Consider the following 16,969-nt stretch of genomic DNA (forward strand, 5'->3'; position numbering starts at 1 on the left):
TTACTGCTCCTCCCCTTCGCTGGCATAGACATGCAGCAGCGTGTCTTCCGGCCGTGGGAACGGCGCATTGTCAGCCGCTTCCACCGCTTCCTTCAGCTGTTGTTGGATATCCCGCAACAGCGCTTCGTCCTGCTCCTCGCTCCAAATGCCGGTTTCGATCAGGTACGACTTCATTTTAGGGATACCGTCTTTTTTCCAGTTCTCTTCTACTTCTTCCTTCGTCCGATACGCCAGATCATTATCCGATGTCGAGTGCGGAGACAGGCGGTACATCATCGCTTCAATCAGTGTAGGCCCTTCGCCGCGAATCGCGCGTTCCCGCGCTTCCTTCACAACTCGGTACACCTCCAGCGCATCATTGCCATCGACACGAACCCCAGGGAAGCCATACCCTTGAGCCCGATCCACCACGCGACCGCCCAACTGCTTCTTCACCGGCACAGAAATGGCATATTGGTTATTCTCACACAAGAAGATGACCGGCAGCTTCTGAACACCGGCAAAGTTTAACCCTTCGTGAAAATCCCCCTGATTGCTGGAGCCTTCCCCAAACGTGACATAAGAAACAATGTCTTTCTTCTGCATTTTGGCCGCCAAGGCAACGCCTACGGCATGGGGCACCTGCGTGGTTACCGGACTGGAGCCGGTCACGATACGCAGCCGTTTGCTGCCGAAATGTCCTGGCATCTGACGGCCGCCGCTGTTCGGATCATCCGCTTTGGCAAAGGCTGAGAGCATTAATTCCGTAAGCGACATGCCCACGGCCAGTACAAAGCCGTAGTCCCGGTAGTAAGGCAGGAAATAGTCGCGCTCACGATCAAGCGCAAACGCCGCAGCAACCTGCGTGGTTTCTTGACCGATCCCGGAAACGTGGAAATTAATTTTTCCGGCCCGCTGCAGCAATAGGTTACGCTCATCGAATTTGCGTGCGGTCACCATATATCTGTACATCTCAATGACTTCTGCATCTGTTAGTCCGAGTTGCTTATGTTTTGGCTCGGTTTGAACTACACTTTTGGCATTCATGGGAGTTACCTCCTTTGATTGGGGCGTTACATACCTTAATCTTAACACCAGGTACTAAGACTTGGAATAAGTTTATTATAATCGTTTTGCAGCGAAAAGGAAAATATTCATCATTTTGCCCGTTACCTCAAGCGTTTAAGGAGTTCCCGTCCACGGCCAGCGCTGCTTCCCCGATAATTTCTGCCAGCGTCGGATGGGCAAAGGTGACTTGTCCAACTTCCCAAGGCGTCGCATCCAGCACCTGGGCCAGTGCCGCTTGGCTGATCAGCTCCGTCACATGCGGCCCGATCATCTGTACGCCGAGAATATCATTGGTGCGGGCATCGGCCACCATTTTCACAAATCCTTCCGTTTCGCCATGCACCAGCGCCTTACCAATCGCCGAGAACGGAACTTTGCCAACTTTAACCTCCAGCCCTTTAGCCTTCGCTTCCTTGGCGGTGATTCCAACCGATGCGACTTCAGGACGGGTGTACACGCAGCGCGGAACTTGGCTTTCTTGATAACCATGCGAGGCTTCCCCGGCCAAATGATGGACGGCAGTTAACCCTTCATGGCTGGCGGCATGTGCGAGCTGAAGCCCGCCGATGCAATCGCCGATGGCGTAAATATGCGGTTCCGTGGTTTGCATATATTCATTTACCCGAATGAAGCCGCGTTCTAACCCGATGTCGGTATTTTCGAGCCCAATATTCTCCACGTTGGCCTGGCGTCCGATGGATACCAGCAGCTTGTCCGCTTCGAGCCGGATCGATTCGTCCCCTCGTTTTGCGGAGATTTGCACCCGGTTATGACCAACTTCTAAAGAACTCGGATCAACCGTAACCCCTGTGATGACTTGAACGCCGCGCCGTTGCAACTGCTTCTGTAATTCACGGGCGATATCCTCATCTTCTGCCGGCAGCAGCTGATTCGCGGCTTCTACCACGGTCACCTGCACGCCAAAATCATTTAGCAGGGAGGCCCATTCAACCCCGATGACGCCGCCTCCCACAATCAGCATCGAGCCGGGAAGTTCGGATAGCTGCAGCGCTTCATCGCTGCTAAGAATATAATTCCCGTCCGGCTCAAGCCCTGGCAGCATTCGCGGCCGTGAGCCTGTGGCGATGATCAAGTTCGTAGGCACGACCGTCTCCATTTCACCATCCGGAAGCTCCACGGCAACGGCTCCGCTTTTGGGAGAGAAAATCGACGGCCCGATCACTCGCCCATTTCCTTCAATCACGCGGATTTTATGTTTACGCATCAAATATTGGACCCCTTTATGCAGTTGATCCACGATGCTTTGCTTTCGTTCCTGCACTTTCGGGAATACGAGCGTCACACCGCTTGTCTCGATGCCGTAACTTGCACTGTCCTTCATTTGCGCGTAGAGCTCCGCACTGCGTAGCAGCGCTTTGCTTGGGATACATCCGCGATGCAGACAGGTTCCCCCCAGCTTGTCCCGCTCAATAATGACAACGTCTTTCCCCAACTGTGCCGCGCGAATGGCTGCGATATATCCGCCGGTCCCTCCGCCAAGCACCGCTACATCACAAGTAATTGCCATAATTCATCTCCACCCATTCTATCAATTCAGTCACTTTCCCCTATTTTACCTTGTTTTTCCGTTATTACAAATCAAAGCCGTAAATAGACATCCCCTCAGGAAAAAGGTATGATATTTTTAACAATACATAGCCATTTCGAGAGGGAAAGGAAGATCTAGCGCATGAGGCTCAAGTTCTCCCGGTTTATTGCGATTATTTTGCTGGTGATTCCCGGCATTGCAGCGATGATCGGATTTATAAAAATCAAAGACACCTTATTTGATTATATGTCAGCACACGGCGACGATTCGTTAACCCGAGTCACATTTGACTGGTTAAACTTCGGGCTAGGCGTTGTTCTGTTTGCAGCCGGCGCCGGATTTTTGGGCGGGTGGATCTTCTTCCGGGATCGCAAGCGGAATTACCTAGGTCCCAGATTTCGCAAAAAAGACGAAGCTGCCCAAGCCGCTGCAAAAGAACCAGAATCCGCTGTGGTACAGCACGACTAACCTATAGAATCATATGAAAAAACCTCTTTCGCTTTATCTTCAGCGTAAAGAGGTTTTTTAGCTTATTCATATAACGCTTCCTTCAGTTTGGTCGACATCCGCGAGCCTTGATGGGCATTTGCACGAAGCAATGCCTTGCGTAACCTAGCGTTCTCTGCAAGAAGCTGTTCGTAACGTTGGATTAGTTCCAGAAGGGCCTGCCGTTGATTTTCTTCCAAATCCGTGCCCTCCAGCAATTCCCGGTAAGCTGCCGGCTCAAGATCGTTCGTCATATTAATGCTCATCCTTTCTCCTGATGGCATTATACCATAAGCTCCCGATGCTGGATGTGCGAGGTTTCCACCTGAATGGTGGTATGACCGATGTGGAACGTCTTCTCCAAGGCAGTAATTGCTTCCTGTAACACGGCTTGGCTTTGACTGCCATCCTCTATTGTTAAGTGACAGCTTAACGCATCCATCCCCGAAGTGATGGTCCAAATATGCAAATCATGGACTTCCACAACCCCAGGAATCCCTTCCAGACACTGCTTCACCTGACTTTGATCGATCGATGCGGGCGAGCCTTCCATCAATATGTGCACCGATTGGCTGATGACGCTCCAGGCACTTCGAAGAATTAACAAAGCGACCAGAACACTGATAATCGGGTCAAAAATATACCAGCCAAACAACGACATCACGATTCCCGCGAGAATAGCGCCAACCGAACCCAAAGCATCTCCAAGTACATGCAGATAAGCGCTTTTCAGGTTTAAGTTGCCTTTGACGTCGCCTTTCTTCAGCAATACCGCTGCGCTAGCTAAATTCGCAAATAAACCGATCACTGCAATCACGATCATCGTATTGCTGGACACGGTTGGCGGATCAAGTAATCGCCCGTAAGCTTCCCAAAAGATAAACCCGGCGATCACAAACAGGGCTCCCCCATTCAGCAGAGCCGCCAGGATCTCCATACGGTGGTATCCGTACGTATTTCGCTTAGAAGCAGGTCGAGCGGCAAACCAAAAGGCAATCAGGCTAAGCAGCAGCGAGCTGGCATCGCTTAACATATGACCGGAATCAGACAATAAAGCAAGGCTGTCGGTAATCAAACCGCCGCAAAATTCAAGAACCGCGATCGAAGCCGTGATCAATAAAGCGATCCACAGCCCCTTCTTGTTTCCAGAACGCGCCGCATGATGATCGTGGAAATGGCCGGCATGGCTAGGGTCATGGCCGTGATGATGATGAGCGTGATGATGTCCCATGAATCTCCCTCCTATTCGCAACAAGCGTGTTGAATCGCCTGTTTCAAGAGTGAAATCACATGCTCGTCGTCACAACTGTAGTACACCGTATTGGCCTCTCGCCGGAACTTGACCAGCCGCAAATTTCGCAGCAAACTGAGTTGGTGGGACACCGCCGACTGCGACAAATTCAACACCTCCGACATATGCGTCACGGAACATTCTTCTTCCGACAGCAAATGAAGAATTTTGATTCGGGTCGGATCAGATAATGCTTTGAATATCGTAGAAACCTTCTCCAGTGTATCCGGGCTCAGATCAACGTGTAATTTTTTATCCACTTGGTCGTTCCCCTCTCGAAATAACTGTATATGAACATATGCTCATATACAGAATAATCCTAAAGGTCCTATATTGTCAATCAACAAGTGCGGATTTTCGTCTTAGGCAAAATAAAAAACGGCCGCATCCCGGTATACACCGAGAGGGACCGCCTTTCATTGAACCTTTCTGGATCGCTGCATAAGTGAACGACCAACGGCTTATGTTCTCCCGTCGTTATCACTATTCGTGTCCTCAGACTTTCAAGACACCTTATGCTCGATCCGCAGCTTATCCGCTACCATGGCGATGAATTCACTATTGGTCGGCTTGGATTTGGAGATATTGATCGTATAACCAAAAAGATGGCTGATGGAGTCGATATTGCCACGGGTCCAAGCGACTTCAATCGCATGACGAATTGCACGCTCTACGCGGGATGGCGTCGTTTTAAATTTCTCCGCGATTGCTGGATACAGCGTTTTCGTAATAGCGCCTAAAATTTCGATGTTGTTATACACCATTGTGATCGCTTCGCGCAGATATTGATACCCTTTAATATGCGCCGGAACTCCGATTTCATGTATGATCGATGTGATGTTCGCATCGAGGTTCTTCCCTTTGCCCAAAGGCACCACATTCGATTTGGCAAACGAAGTAGAAGGTGCGCTGTTGCTCAAGGTTTGGACACCCACGAGCTGACGAATCCGATTCGCCAACACTTCCATGTCAAATGGTTTCAAGATGTAGTAAGAAGCTCCAAGCTGAACGGCACGCTGCGTGATGTTCTCTTGACCAAAGGCGGTCAGCATGATGATTTTAGGCTGAGGGGTCAGGTTCAGGCCGCGAATGCGCTCAAGCACACCGAGTCCGTCCAGATGAGGCATAATAATGTCAAGGATCAAGACATCGGGAACTCTTGCTGCTTGATCGATCATCTCCAGTACTTCTTCCCCGTTATAGGCGATTCCCGAGACGACCATATCGTCTTGCTCCGAAATGTATTCCGCGAGCAAATTCGTAAATTCACGATTATCATCTGCCAACAACACTTCGATTTTCTGCACTGCCTACTTCCTCCTTCAGGTAATTGGATAGGTTTATTCATTGCTTCTCTTCTTACCAGAATAAGGATTCGACATGCAAAAGTAAATTCCTTCTGTCGAAAATTATTTTTATTTATTTTTTTGCATGATTGATATATAATAAATTATTTATTTACAGAAAGCGATCTAATTCGGATACATTCGACATTTGCATACAGATTGAAAGCTGTGTTTGTCGACCTATGCTTAAGGAAATTCCCTTCTTGGATGCCAATCCCCTGAAGTTTATACTTTCTGATATCTAAAAAAATCTTAAGGCAGCGTTTAGCTCGCCTTAAGATTTTGCATCGAGTCTTTCGTGCTTTGTAAAATACCGGCATCCTGCAGCATCCATTCGATAAAGCAACCATATCCTGATTTCGGGTCGTTGACGAACACATGAGTCACAGCACCGATGAGCTTGCCGTTCTGAAGAATTGGACTACCGCTCATGCCTTGAACGATACCACCGGTCTTCTCCACGAGACGCGGGTCGGTAATGCGAATAACTAATCCTTTCGTTTCCGGTGCACTCTGTTTGGAAACATGGACGATTTCGACTTTAAACCGCTCTACACGTTGACCTTCAACGACGGTCAGAATTTCAGCCGGTCCTTCCTTCACTTCTTCTGAAAAAGCGACGGGAATCGGTTTCTCATAAAGGCTATGCTCTGGATTTTGCGACATCTTCCCGAAGATCCCAAAATTCGTATTGCGTTCGATATTGCCTAGGGTCTTACCTTCTTTGAGAAAGTGAGCCCGCTTCTCCCCGGGTTCACCGCTTTCGCTCTTGGAGATGGATGTGACGCTGGATTGCAGAATTTGCCCGCTGCCGACGACGATCGGCGTTTGGGTATTCATATCGGTAATAATGTGACCGAGGGCCCCATAGACGCCGTGATCCGGGGCATAAAACGTCAAGGTGCCGACCCCTGCAGCCGAATCCCGGATATACAAGCCAAGTCTCCAGGCCCGATCCTGCTGATCATATGCTGGATTTAAGGACGTGGTGAGCTCCTTATCGTTCCGCATATAGGTGATCTTAAGAGGCCGTTGATGTTTGCCAGCTTCAGCGGCAATTTCCGCCACTTCACGAACATCGTGGAGCTTCATTCCGTTAATGTGGGTGATCAAATCACCGGCTTGGATTCCGGCCGCTTCGCCGGGTGAAACTTTGCCGGTATCCGTTACAACTTGATGATGCCCGACCACTAAGATCCCGGCGGATTTCACCTTGACACCGATGGTTTGTCCGCCGGGAATCACTTTAAGGTCCGGGATGACATTGACCTTGACGGTCTTTAGAGGAATTTGACCGAATAATTTCATGCGGAGGTTGGCTTCTCCACTCCGAAGCGACGAAAGCTTGAGCGGATGTCCTAACGATACTTTCATGGATGGGTTCGCTTGCCCGTTGACCATCACTACATCAGGGCGATCTACGCTGACTTCGGCCTGCACGGGTAAAGCAAATGAAATTTGTGTTCCCTGACCCTGAAACAGGCGTAACTCGTCCGGCAGTACAGGAAGCCGCCCTTCAGCGGCAGACGTGCCGAGAAAACAAAAGAAGAAGGCAAGAAAAAGACCGAGCATTCGATTCCTGAGGTTCGGGTTCAATGGCTGTCACGCTCCCTTAGCTTCTTTCGCTTGACGAAACGGTGGTCGCCAATTGCGTACCTATAAGATACCCCGGGTCAGGTGTTTTATTACTGTCAATCATTGTGCCAGACTTAATAAAACATCCTTTTGTGCCTGTGCCAGCTTCAGCATTTCTTGGGCATGATGCTGGGTCTTTTCCGTGATTTCTACCCCGCCGAGCATGCGGGCCAGTTCATTCACTCGTCCGGCTTCATCTAAGGAAGCAACGCGTGTCATGGTGCGGCCGTCTTCAACGACTTTCTCGATGAGGTACTGCCGATCCGCCATGCAAGCCACCTGCGGCAAATGTGTGATGGCGAAAACTTGGCACAATCCAGACAATCGCGACAATTTGTCGGCAATCGACTGAGCGGCCCGTCCGCTGACACCCGTATCCACTTCGTCAAAAATGAGTACAGGAACCTGTTCATGCCGGGCAAAGATGCTCTTAAGCGCCAGCATCATGCGGGACAGCTCACCGCCGGATGCAATCTTGCTAAGCGGTCGGAGCGGCTCTCCGGGATTTGGCGAAATGAGGAATTCAGCATTGTCGATACCGTGTTTGCCGGGACGGATCTTCTTTCCTTCCCATTCCAATCCGTTGGCATCCTCCATAAGGCTTAACTTCACTTCCAGAGAGGTCCGACCCATTTGCAGGTCTTTAAGCTCCGCCTCGATCTGGGCCGCGAGTTCAACGGCCTTCTGCTGCCGTACTGCACTTAGCTCGAAAGCCTGCTTCATCAGCCGCTCGGTTAATTTCTCCCGTTGCACCTGCAGCTGCTCCAGGCGTTCATCCTTATTCTCCAAGGCATCCACTTCCTGGCGAATCTTCTCATAATACGCAAGGATCCCTTGAATGTCATCACCGTATTTACGGCGGAGCGTCGAGATCAGGTCCAGGCGTTCCTCGACTTCTTCCAGCCGTTCAGGATTAAACTCGATCCGTTCGCGATAGTTCCGCAGGCTAAAGGACGCATCCTCCAGTTGATAATAAGCGGATTGAAGCTGCTCCAGGAGCGGAGATATTCCTTTGCTGTCATATGCGGATACTTCACTTAGCTTCGAGACAGCCTTCGCAATCGCATCCAGTCCCTGAGGGCCATACAGCAAATCATAGGCTTTCGAAATGGACTCCATCATTTTCTCGCTATGGGATAGCTTGACCTTTTCCTCCGCGAGTAATTCATCTTCACCCGGTTTTAACTCGGCTGCAGAAATTTCACTCAGCTGAAAACGGTATAAATCAAGCATTTGCAGCGCCTGTTGGCTTGTATTGCGCAGCTCGTGATATTCCTTGTCGATCCGTACGAATTCGGCGTAGGTCGCTTGGTAAGCCGCCTTCACCGGATCAACCGCCTCTGCCCCGTAGGCGTCCAGCAACTCTAAATGGCGTTCCGGTCGAAGCAGGGTTTGGTGCTCATGTTGGCCATGCAGGTTAATCAGCTTCTCCCCAACCTCACGCAGCATGGATAAATTCACGAGCTGTCCGTTAATGCGGGCTGAGCTCTTGCCTTGGACACTGATTTCCCGGCGAATAATCAGAAGCTCTCCGGGATCTCCCGCGATGCCGAATCCTTCCAGGGTTGTCCAAACCGGATGTCCTGCTGGCAGATCGAAGGAAGCCTCCATCTCGGCTTTATCACAACCATAACGGATTAAATCGGCTGACCCCCTGCCGCCGGCAATCAAGCTCAGGGCATCAATGATGATTGATTTGCCCGCCCCGGTCTCCCCTGTCAGGACATGAAAGCCGGAACCAAACGATACATCGACCGCTTCAACCACTGCCAGATTACGAATGGATAAATGAACCAACATCCGGGCAATCCTCCCCTACTCCCAACTCAATTAAGATATGTATCCCATGATCTGATCAATCAGATACCGGCTATAGTCCTCGTTGCGGCAAATCAGTAAGATCGTGTCGTCACCGCAAATTGTGCCAAGCAGATCCGGCCATTCTATATTGTCCAGCAGCACGGCTACCGAATTCGCGGTCCCCGGAAGACACTTCATGACAACCAAATTGCCGGTATAGTCGATATGCACGAAACTGTCGACCAGCGCCCGTTGCAGCTTCTGCACCGGATTATAACGCTGAGCCGTCGGCATGGAGTACTTGTACCTGCCGTCGTCCGTAGGCACCTTAATCAGCATTAATTCCTTAATGTCGCGGGAGACCGTCGCTTGAGTGACTTGATACCCCGCCTCGCGTAATGCTTCTACCAGCTCATCCTGGGTTTCGATTTCCCTGGCCGAAATGATTTCCCTTATCTTGATATGTCTATGCCCCTTCATTCTGCCCTCCATTAGCCTTGTATGGTCGTATTTAGTCGTATTTATCAGTATTTATCGGTTTAGGCGGATTCATCTTCTTCATTATCGTCCGTCGTTAGGGATATGACCTTCAGTTCCCCTTGCTCCGGATCTACGTATAACACGCCAGCGCATTCCGGATATAACAGCAGGAACGGCAACAGGTCCCGGCGCAAACCGCTACCCGTCCATTCCACCGGGCGGCGTTCCCGCGCAGTTCTAACAAGATAGAATTCCCCATTCTTGACTGCAATATAGTCAATAAAGAGACGGCTGTGCAGAAGTTCTCCGTCCACACGGAAGGTGAGCGGAACTTTCAGTTTATCGCTGACGACTTCGTACCCTGCTTCTTCCAGCATGTCCACCGCAGGGTGCTCTATAATCTCCTCATTCATCTCAAATCCGATGCCGGATCGTAAAGAAAACGGCTTGCGGACCCAGGAACGAAAACCGCGGTATAGCAAATACACGCCGATTCCCGCGATCACTACCATCAGAAGACCGTCCGAATAAGCTCCCACCGATATCACCTCATCCCTTATTTCGACGCTTCCGCGATTAGCTCCTGTCTAGAGAAGCACAAAATTTAGAAGGGAATGAGGACAACATCAAGGTTTTGATTCCATTATAGGGAACAAGCGTTCGATTTGCAAGATGCTGCAATGAAAAAAGACCCATCACTTGGATGGGCCTCCTGTAAAGGTGTTTGATGCTTCATGAACGACGCTGGCCGCCAGCTCGCGGATCCGTGTAAGCTGATCCACATCCTGCTCCTCTGCCGTACCAGCCGCAGCTTCTTCTTCCAATCTGAGATGAGCTAAAAATTCGATGTTCCCTTCCCCGCCGGTAATCGGAGAGAAGGTCAACCCGGCCACCTCATAGCCTTGCTCCACCGCAAAGCTCAGCACGGTCTCCAACACTTCCTGGTGTACTTTGGGATCGCGGACGACCCCCGATTTACCAACCTTTTCACGACCAGCCTCAAACTGCGGCTTAATGAGCGCAGCGATGTCCGCCGGCCGTTTCAACAACGCAAGAAGCGGCGGCAAAATGATTTTTAGCGAAATGAAGGAAACGTCGATACTGGCAAAATCCGGCGGAGGACCGTCCAAATCCTGCGGCGTCATATAACGGAAGTTGGTGCGTTCCTTGACGTTCACCCGCGGATCGTTGCGTAGCGACCAATCCAGCTGATTGTATCCGACGTCAATCGCGTATACATACTCAGCACCATGCTGTAAGGCGCAATCCGTAAATCCGCCGGTCGAAGATCCGATATCTAGCATCGTACGACCGGTCAGATCCAGGTTAAACTGCTTGATCGCTTTTTCCAGCTTAAGTCCGCCCCGGCTGACATAAGGATGGATCGCTCCCTTGACCGACAACACGGTATCCCGGGGAATCTTCGTCCCCGCCTTCTCGATCCGTTCCTGTCCGCCAAACACCAGTCCGGCCATGATCGCGGCTTTCGCCTTTTCTCTGCTGTCAAAATACCCCTGCTCGACGAGCAGGACGTCTACGCGTTCCTTGGAAACCGACATGCCAATCTCCCGTCAATAATTTACTTTCTTGCCTAGCGTTAAATGTGGTTCGCTCCGTAGTTTGTGTACCTCACGAACGACGTTCTCGGCGGTCAAGCCGACTTCTTCCAATTGCTCCTTGATGCTGCCGTGCTCGATAAACCGGTCGGGCACGCCCATCAATCGGATGTCCAGACCCGTGATTCCTTGCTCTGCATAGAACTCCAAGATCGCACTACCCAAGCTTCCCGCCTGCGAAGCTTCCTCCAGCACGATCATGGTCCCGCTGCTTTGCGCGAGTTGAACCAGCATCTCTCCGTCCAGCGGTTTTAAGAATCTGGCGTTCACCACCGCAGCGGACACGCCTTCCCGCTTCAGCCTTTCCGCCGCTTCTTCGGCAACCTGCACCATCGGGCCAACCGCAACGATCGTCAGGTTGTCGCCTTCCCGCAGCAGCTCCCACGTTCCGATCGGAATGGGCACCAGCTCTTTGTCCAGCGGAACCCCCGGTACGTTGATCCGCGGATAGCGGTAAGCAATCGGCCCGTCGTTATATTCCAGCGCCGTCTTCATCATGTGGCGCAATTCATTTTCATCCTTCGGCATCATTAATACGATATTTGGAATATGACGCATAAAAGCGATATCGTAAACCCCTTGGTGGGTCTCCCCGTCCGCTCCTACGAATCCAGCCCGGTCGATGGCGAACATCACGTTGGCGTTCTGGCGGCAAATATCATGCACGATCTGGTCGTAAGCCCGCTGCATGAACGTGGAATACACCGCATAGACCGGCTTCAAGCCTTCCATCGCCATGGCGGCGCACATCGTCGCGGCATGCTGCTCGGCGATACCGACGTCAATCATGCGTCCAGGAAAACGTTCGCCGAATTTCACCAATCCGGAACCGCCCGGCATCGCCGGAGTCACCGCCACGATCCGTTCGTCCTGTTCGGCCAGCTCGATCAAGGTCTGTCCGAACACCTCCGTGTACATCGGATTCCCAACAGCCTTCAGCACTTGGCCGGATTCGATTTTGTACGGCGTGATGCCATGCCATTTATGCGAATCCTGTTCTGCCGGGGTATAGCCTTTGCCCTTGGTGGTCAGAACGTGCACCAAAACTGGTCCGCTGACGTTATTGGCCTGCTTGAAGGCATCGATAAGGCCCGGCAAGTCATGGCCGTCAACCGGTCCCAGGTATTTGAATCCGAGCTCTTCAAATAAGACGCCGGATACCATCAAATACTTCAGGCTGTCCTTCACCCGCTCCACGGTTTTGGCGACTTTGCCGCCAATGGCCGGGATTTTCTTCAGCAGTTGCTCCACTTCGTCTTTGGCCCGCAGGTAATTGCGGTCTGAGCGGATTTTGGTCAAGTAGTTATGCAAAGCTCCGACATTTGGCGCGATCGACATCTCATTGTCGTTCAAGACCACCATCAAATCTTTCTTCTCATGGCCGATATGGTTCAGCGCTTCAAACGCCATCCCGCCGGTTAACGCACCGTCCCCGATGATCGCAATCACGCGGTTCGATTCGCCCTTCATATCCCGGGCCAGCGCCATCCCCATAGCCGCTGAGAGGGAGGTGCTGCTGTGCCCTGCTTCCCACACGTCATGCACGCTCTCGCTCCGTTTGACGAACCCGCATAATCCATGATGTTTACGAAGCGTGTCGAACTGGTCCTTCCGCCCGGTTAGTATTTTATGTACATAGGCTTGGTGTCCTACGTCAAAGATGAGTTTATCCTGCGGACTGTTGTAGCAATAGTGCAGGGCGATCGTCAATTCCACCACGCCCAAATTCGAAGCCAAATGCCCGCCGGTAACCGACAGCTTCTCGATCAAGAACTGGCGGATTTCCTCAGCGAGCGGCGTCAATTGCTCCAGGGACAAGTTTTTCAGATCGGCAGGCTCATGTATTTGCGAAAGCAGCACAGCCATTCCCCGCTTTCCTAAATGTATGGTTCAAAAAGCCGGCATCTAAGTCCGGCCTTTTCTTGCACATGTTGATAATAGCCTTCATTATACCATATGTCATCATGATGTCGAAATCACTTGCGGCGGATAGGTAAGTCATTTTTCCCTGATTTCGACCAACGCCTTCGATGGGAAAGTGACTAGTGATCGCGGCGAAGCAGCAGATCGGCAATTTCCAGCAGCCGCTGCGGGTTCGGAATCGCTCCGTTTTGTAACGCCTGCTTCGCCTCACTCGTCAGCCGTTCGACTTCCGCCCGGGAAGCCTCGATGCCGATAAAGTAAGGATAAGTCACCTTCTGTTGGATGACATCGCTTTGCGTTTTTTTGCCGAGCTTGCTTTCATCCCCGATCAGATCCAGGATGTCGTCCTGAATTTGAAACGCATGCCCCAGCGCCCGTCCGTACCGCTCCAAAGCCTCAAGCTGCTCTGCATTTCCCGAAGCGATATGTCCGCCCGCTCTGACCGAAAATACGATCAGATCTCCGGTTTTGTGCTCATGAATGTAGCGCAGCTGGTCGAGATCGGTCACTCCCTGCTCGCCTTGCATGTCGGCCACCTGGCCGCCCACCATGCCGCCCGGCCCGGCAAACCGCGACAATTCCTCCACGATCGCTAAGGAAGCCTCGGCCGGCACCCCTTGCTTGCGGCTCGCTTGAACCACGCTGTAAAAAGCATGCGTCAACAGCCCATCCCCGGCCAAGATGGCCATCGCTTCTCCAAACACTTTATGATTCGTTGGTTTCCCGCGACGGAAGTCATCGTTGTCCAAGGCCGGGAGATCGTCATGGATCAGCGAGTACGTATGTACCATTTCCACGGCGCAGGCGACGGGCATTGCCGCATCCCGGCTGCCGCCGAGCGCCTCCGCCGCAGCCACGACGAGCAGCGGCCGAAGCCGTTTCCCACCCGCCATCAGCGAATAATCCATCGCCCGGCTTAGCGTTTCCGGCACCTGCCATGCCGCCGGAAGGCTGGAGGACAAGCGTGTGGACACGGCTTCAGCAATCTCCTTCATGTATGCCTCTATCGATAATTGCTGCTGCAACAAGATCACCGCTCTCCTCAGAAGTCCAAACTATCGCTTAACGGCGGCTGAAACGGCTGCTTCTCTACCGCCCCGTCTTCTTCAACAATCATTTCGATCTTACGTTCCACCTGTGCCAGCTTTTGACCGCAGATTTGCGAGAGCCGCATGCCCTGCTGAAACAGATCAATCGCTTTCTCCAACGGCACGTCTCCGCGTTCCAGCTGAGACACGATGTCCTCCAGCTGGTTCATCGCATCTTCGAAATTTAGTTCCGCTTGCTGCGCCTCTGCATTAAGCTTGGTTTCCTGTTCCTTCATCTTCCCCCGCTCCTTCCGGCCTCATGCCCCAAACTTGACAATCTAGTTCTCCGTCCGTCACCTTCACCGTTATCCGGTCGCCCAGTTCGACGTCCGATAACGACTTGATGATCCGTTCTCCTCGTTCATCGTAGACGAGGCTATAGCCCCGCGCCATGACTTTAAGCGGGCTTAGCGCATCCAGATGGCGAATGCCCGAGGCCAGCTGGCTGGACTTCTCCCGCAGGATGCCCTGCATCGCTTGCCGCAGCAGGCGATCCGCCTCCCGCCGCCGGCGTCCCGCGAACTGCAGCGCATCCCGTGGATGGAAGCGCAGCAGACGCTGGTGCAGGCGGTCTTGCGCCGCGCCGGCCAATTGCAGGCGCGTCTGCATGTGGCCCGTCAGCCGCGAGGACAGCCGGTCCAGCCGCTCCGCGTGCTGGAGCAGGCTGCGCCGCGGCTGCGTCAGCGCCGGCGAGCGTTGCAGCCGGCGCAGCCGTTCGCGCGCCTGCTGCAGGCGGTGCTGCAAGCTCTGCTGCAGCACCTGTTCTCGCTGGCGCAAGAGCGCGCGCAGCTCGGCCGTGTGCGGCACGGCCAGCTCGGCGGCCGCTGTGGGCGTGGCAGCTCGCAGGTCGGCGACGAAATCGGCGATAGTGAAGTCCGTCTCATGGCCCACGGCCGAGATGACGGGAATCGCCGATTCATAGATCGCCCGCGCGACCTGCTCCTCGTTGAACGCCCACAGCTCCTCGAGCGAGCCGCCGCCGCGGCCGACGATGAGCACGTCGGCCTCGCCCATCGCGTTCAGCGTTCGGATCGCTTTCACGATCGACGGCGCTGCCCCCTTGCCCTGGACAAGCACGGGGTACAGGATCACTGCTGCCTGCGGATAACGCCGCCCCAGCGTCGTTAAGATGTCGCGGACCGCCGCTCCGGTTGGCGAGGTCACCACGCCGATCGTCTTCGGGAACCGCGGCAACGGCCGTTTGCGTCCCGGCGCGAACAAGCCCTCCGCTTCGAGCTTCTGCTTCAGCTGCTCAAAGGCCAGATACAGGCTGCCTACGCCGTCCGGCTGCATATGCGTCACGTAGAATTGATACTGGCCATCCCGCTCGTAGACGGAAACATTACCGCGTGCAATCACGCGCGTGCCTTCTTTAGGTCGGAACGGCAGCCGCTGGTTATACGATGCGAACATAATGCTTTTGATCCGGCTGTCCGCATCCTTCAGCGTGAAATACATATGCCCGCTGGAATGATGCGTGAAATTGGAAATTTCACCGCGAATCCAGACGTCGGTGAGCACCTGATCCGATTCCAGCTTCATCCGGATGTAGCGGTTTAATTCCTTGACCGTCAAAATCCGTTGCTGATCCAAAGGTGCCGCCTCCTTTCCGAGAATAAGGGCAATGTATACCCTTATTTGCTTCTCGTTGTCGCTGCTGATGAAGATAAGGGAACTTTTTTCCGTTATTTTATCGCTGTTGCCCCTATATGCGGGGTTTTCCACCTATCGCCCAGCAATAAGGCCAAAAAAGTCCTCTATTTTCCCAAAATGCCATCATCAGAGCGAAATAAGAACGTTTTGTTCCCTTATTTGAACCCAGTTATTCGACAACTTTAGCTTAAGCCAGCCCTTGCAGGCGTTTGGCTGCAATCAGCGTATTTTGCATCAACATCGTAATCGTCATCGGGCCAACGCCGCCAGGTACCGGTGTGATGGGTCCAGAGATCTCTTTTACGCTCTCAAAGTCAACGTCCCCAGCCAGCTTGCCGTTATCCAGACGATTCATCCCTACGTCAATCACGACTGCACCCGGCTTCACATAGGAAGCGTCTACGAAGTTGGCGCGTCCGATCGCAACGACAAGAATGTCCGCGAGGCGAGTCAACTCTTTCATGTTCGCCGTGCGCGAATGGCACATCGTGACCGTGGCGTTCTCCCGTTGCAGGAGCAGGGAAACCGGCTTGCCGACGATGTTGCTGCGGCCAATAACAACCGCATGCTTCCCGGCGATCTCCACGCCGGTGCGTTTGATCAGCTCAATCACCCCTGCCGGTGTGCACGGCAACAGGCTGTCGTCGCCGATCATCAAGTTCCCAACATTAATCGGATGGAATCCATCAACGTCTTTTTCCGGCGAGATGGCATCGATAACGGCTTTCTCATCAATATGCTTAGGCAGCGGCAGCTGTACCAGAATCCCATGGATATTCGCCTGATGGTTCAGCTTGTCCACCAAAGCGAGCAAGTCCGCCTGCGACGTATCGGCTGGCAGACGGTGAACCTCCGAATAGTAGCCCAACTCATGGCAGGCTTTCTCCTTATTCCGCACATACACCTGCGAAGCCGGATCTTCCCCGACGAGCACGACGGCCAGTCCTGGCGTAAAGCCTTGTTTCACCAGCTGTTCTACCTCTGCGCGCAAATCCTTGCGGATATCCTCCGAAATTTGTTTACCGTTAATAATTGGTGCTGTCATGCTCGTCCTC

The 16,969-nt window shown here is 52.7% G+C and carries 17 protein-coding genes; 1 reads left to right on the top strand and 16 read right to left on the bottom strand.

The genetic code is table 11. The features are described 5' to 3' along the window. On the bottom strand, window positions 1-1,026 hold the full coding sequence (locus M891_RS0107395; protein ID WP_028538363.1) for a thiamine pyrophosphate-dependent dehydrogenase E1 component subunit alpha: 1,026 nt from the start codon (window positions 1,024-1,026) through the stop codon (window positions 1-3). 127 nt (window positions 1,027-1,153) lie between these two features. Beyond that, window positions 1,154-2,575 carry a dihydrolipoyl dehydrogenase gene (gene lpdA, locus M891_RS0107400; protein WP_028538364.1) on the bottom strand — a complete coding sequence of 474 codons (1,422 nt, stop codon included), beginning with the start codon at window positions 2,573-2,575 and terminating at the stop codon, window positions 1,154-1,156. A gap of 162 nt (window positions 2,576-2,737) precedes the next feature. On the opposite strand from lpdA, the gene M891_RS0107405 reads away from it, so the two are divergent. Continuing rightward, window positions 2,738-3,064: a DUF2627 domain-containing protein gene (locus M891_RS0107405; protein ID WP_028538365.1), complete on the top strand. Its 327-nt coding sequence runs from the start codon at window positions 2,738-2,740 to the stop codon at window positions 3,062-3,064. Between the two features lie 62 nt (window positions 3,065-3,126). Here M891_RS0107405 and M891_RS0107410 read toward each other — a convergent pair whose 3' ends face one another. The 14 genes from M891_RS0107410 to folD all read right to left on the bottom strand — a co-directional run bounded on the left by M891_RS0107410 (window position 3,127) and on the right by folD (window position 16,959). Beyond that, window positions 3,127-3,336 (bottom strand): hypothetical protein, encoded by a 210-nt coding sequence (locus M891_RS0107410; protein WP_028538366.1) that lies wholly within the window; start codon window positions 3,334-3,336, stop codon window positions 3,127-3,129. A 29-nt stretch (window positions 3,337-3,365) separates the two neighbouring features. Further along, on the bottom strand, window positions 3,366-4,313 hold the full coding sequence (locus M891_RS0107415; protein ID WP_028538367.1) for a cation diffusion facilitator family transporter: 948 nt from the start codon (window positions 4,311-4,313) through the stop codon (window positions 3,366-3,368). Window positions 4,314-4,324: 11 nt separating this feature from the next. Next, window positions 4,325-4,633: an ArsR/SmtB family transcription factor gene (locus tag M891_RS0107420; protein WP_016311720.1), complete on the bottom strand. Its 309-nt coding sequence runs from the start codon at window positions 4,631-4,633 to the stop codon at window positions 4,325-4,327. 243 nt (window positions 4,634-4,876) lie between these two features. Continuing rightward, on the bottom strand, window positions 4,877-5,680 hold the full coding sequence (gene spo0A, locus M891_RS0107425) for a sporulation transcription factor Spo0A (RefSeq protein ID WP_028538368.1): 804 nt from the start codon (window positions 5,678-5,680) through the stop codon (window positions 4,877-4,879). Between the two features lie 303 nt (window positions 5,681-5,983). Then, entirely contained in the window at window positions 5,984-7,315 is a 1,332-nt protein-coding gene (gene spoIVB / locus M891_RS0107430; RefSeq protein ID WP_028538369.1) for a SpoIVB peptidase, read from the bottom strand. Between the two features lie 99 nt (window positions 7,316-7,414). Next, window positions 7,415-9,154: a DNA repair protein RecN gene (recN, locus tag M891_RS0107435; protein ID WP_028538370.1), complete on the bottom strand. Its 1,740-nt coding sequence runs from the start codon at window positions 9,152-9,154 to the stop codon at window positions 7,415-7,417. A gap of 30 nt (window positions 9,155-9,184) precedes the next feature. Continuing rightward, window positions 9,185-9,634: a transcriptional regulator AhrC/ArgR gene (gene ahrC / locus M891_RS0107440; protein ID WP_028538371.1), complete on the bottom strand. Its 450-nt coding sequence runs from the start codon at window positions 9,632-9,634 to the stop codon at window positions 9,185-9,187. A 59-nt stretch (window positions 9,635-9,693) separates the two neighbouring features. Next, on the bottom strand, window positions 9,694-10,173 hold the full coding sequence (locus tag M891_RS0107445; protein ID WP_028538372.1) for a hypothetical protein: 480 nt from the start codon (window positions 10,171-10,173) through the stop codon (window positions 9,694-9,696). Between the two features lie 156 nt (window positions 10,174-10,329). Further along, complete coding sequence (locus M891_RS0107450; protein ID WP_028538373.1) at window positions 10,330-11,193, bottom strand: TlyA family RNA methyltransferase; 864 nt, start codon at window positions 11,191-11,193, stop codon at window positions 10,330-10,332. Window positions 11,194-11,205: 12 nt separating this feature from the next. Further along, window positions 11,206-13,116 carry a 1-deoxy-D-xylulose-5-phosphate synthase gene (gene dxs, locus M891_RS0107455; RefSeq protein ID WP_009225792.1) on the bottom strand — a complete coding sequence of 637 codons (1,911 nt, stop codon included), beginning with the start codon at window positions 13,114-13,116 and terminating at the stop codon, window positions 11,206-11,208. Window positions 13,117-13,292: 176 nt separating this feature from the next. Further along, entirely contained in the window at window positions 13,293-14,168 is an 876-nt protein-coding gene (locus M891_RS0107460; RefSeq protein WP_036645822.1) for a polyprenyl synthetase family protein, read from the bottom strand. A 47-nt stretch (window positions 14,169-14,215) separates the two neighbouring features. Beyond that, window positions 14,216-14,497 (bottom strand): exodeoxyribonuclease VII small subunit, encoded by a 282-nt coding sequence (gene xseB / locus M891_RS0107465; protein ID WP_009225790.1) that lies wholly within the window; start codon window positions 14,495-14,497, stop codon window positions 14,216-14,218. Then, window positions 14,472-15,854 carry an exodeoxyribonuclease VII large subunit gene (xseA, locus tag M891_RS0107470; RefSeq protein WP_028538375.1) on the bottom strand — a complete coding sequence of 461 codons (1,383 nt, stop codon included), beginning with the start codon at window positions 15,852-15,854 and terminating at the stop codon, window positions 14,472-14,474. Before xseA ends, xseB begins: the two co-directional genes overlap by 26 nt. Window positions 15,855-16,101: 247 nt before the next feature. Then, the gene (gene folD / locus M891_RS0107475; protein WP_028538376.1) at window positions 16,102-16,959 is read right to left on the bottom strand and encodes a bifunctional methylenetetrahydrofolate dehydrogenase/methenyltetrahydrofolate cyclohydrolase FolD; all 858 of its coding nucleotides are present in this window, start codon (window positions 16,957-16,959) and stop codon (window positions 16,102-16,104) included. Window positions 16,960-16,969: the final 10 nt, after the last annotated feature.

Source organism: Paenibacillus sp. J14, assembly GCF_000518465.1.
In the GTDB taxonomy this organism is placed as follows: Bacteria; Bacillota; Bacilli; order Paenibacillales; family Paenibacillaceae; genus Fontibacillus; species Fontibacillus barengoltzii.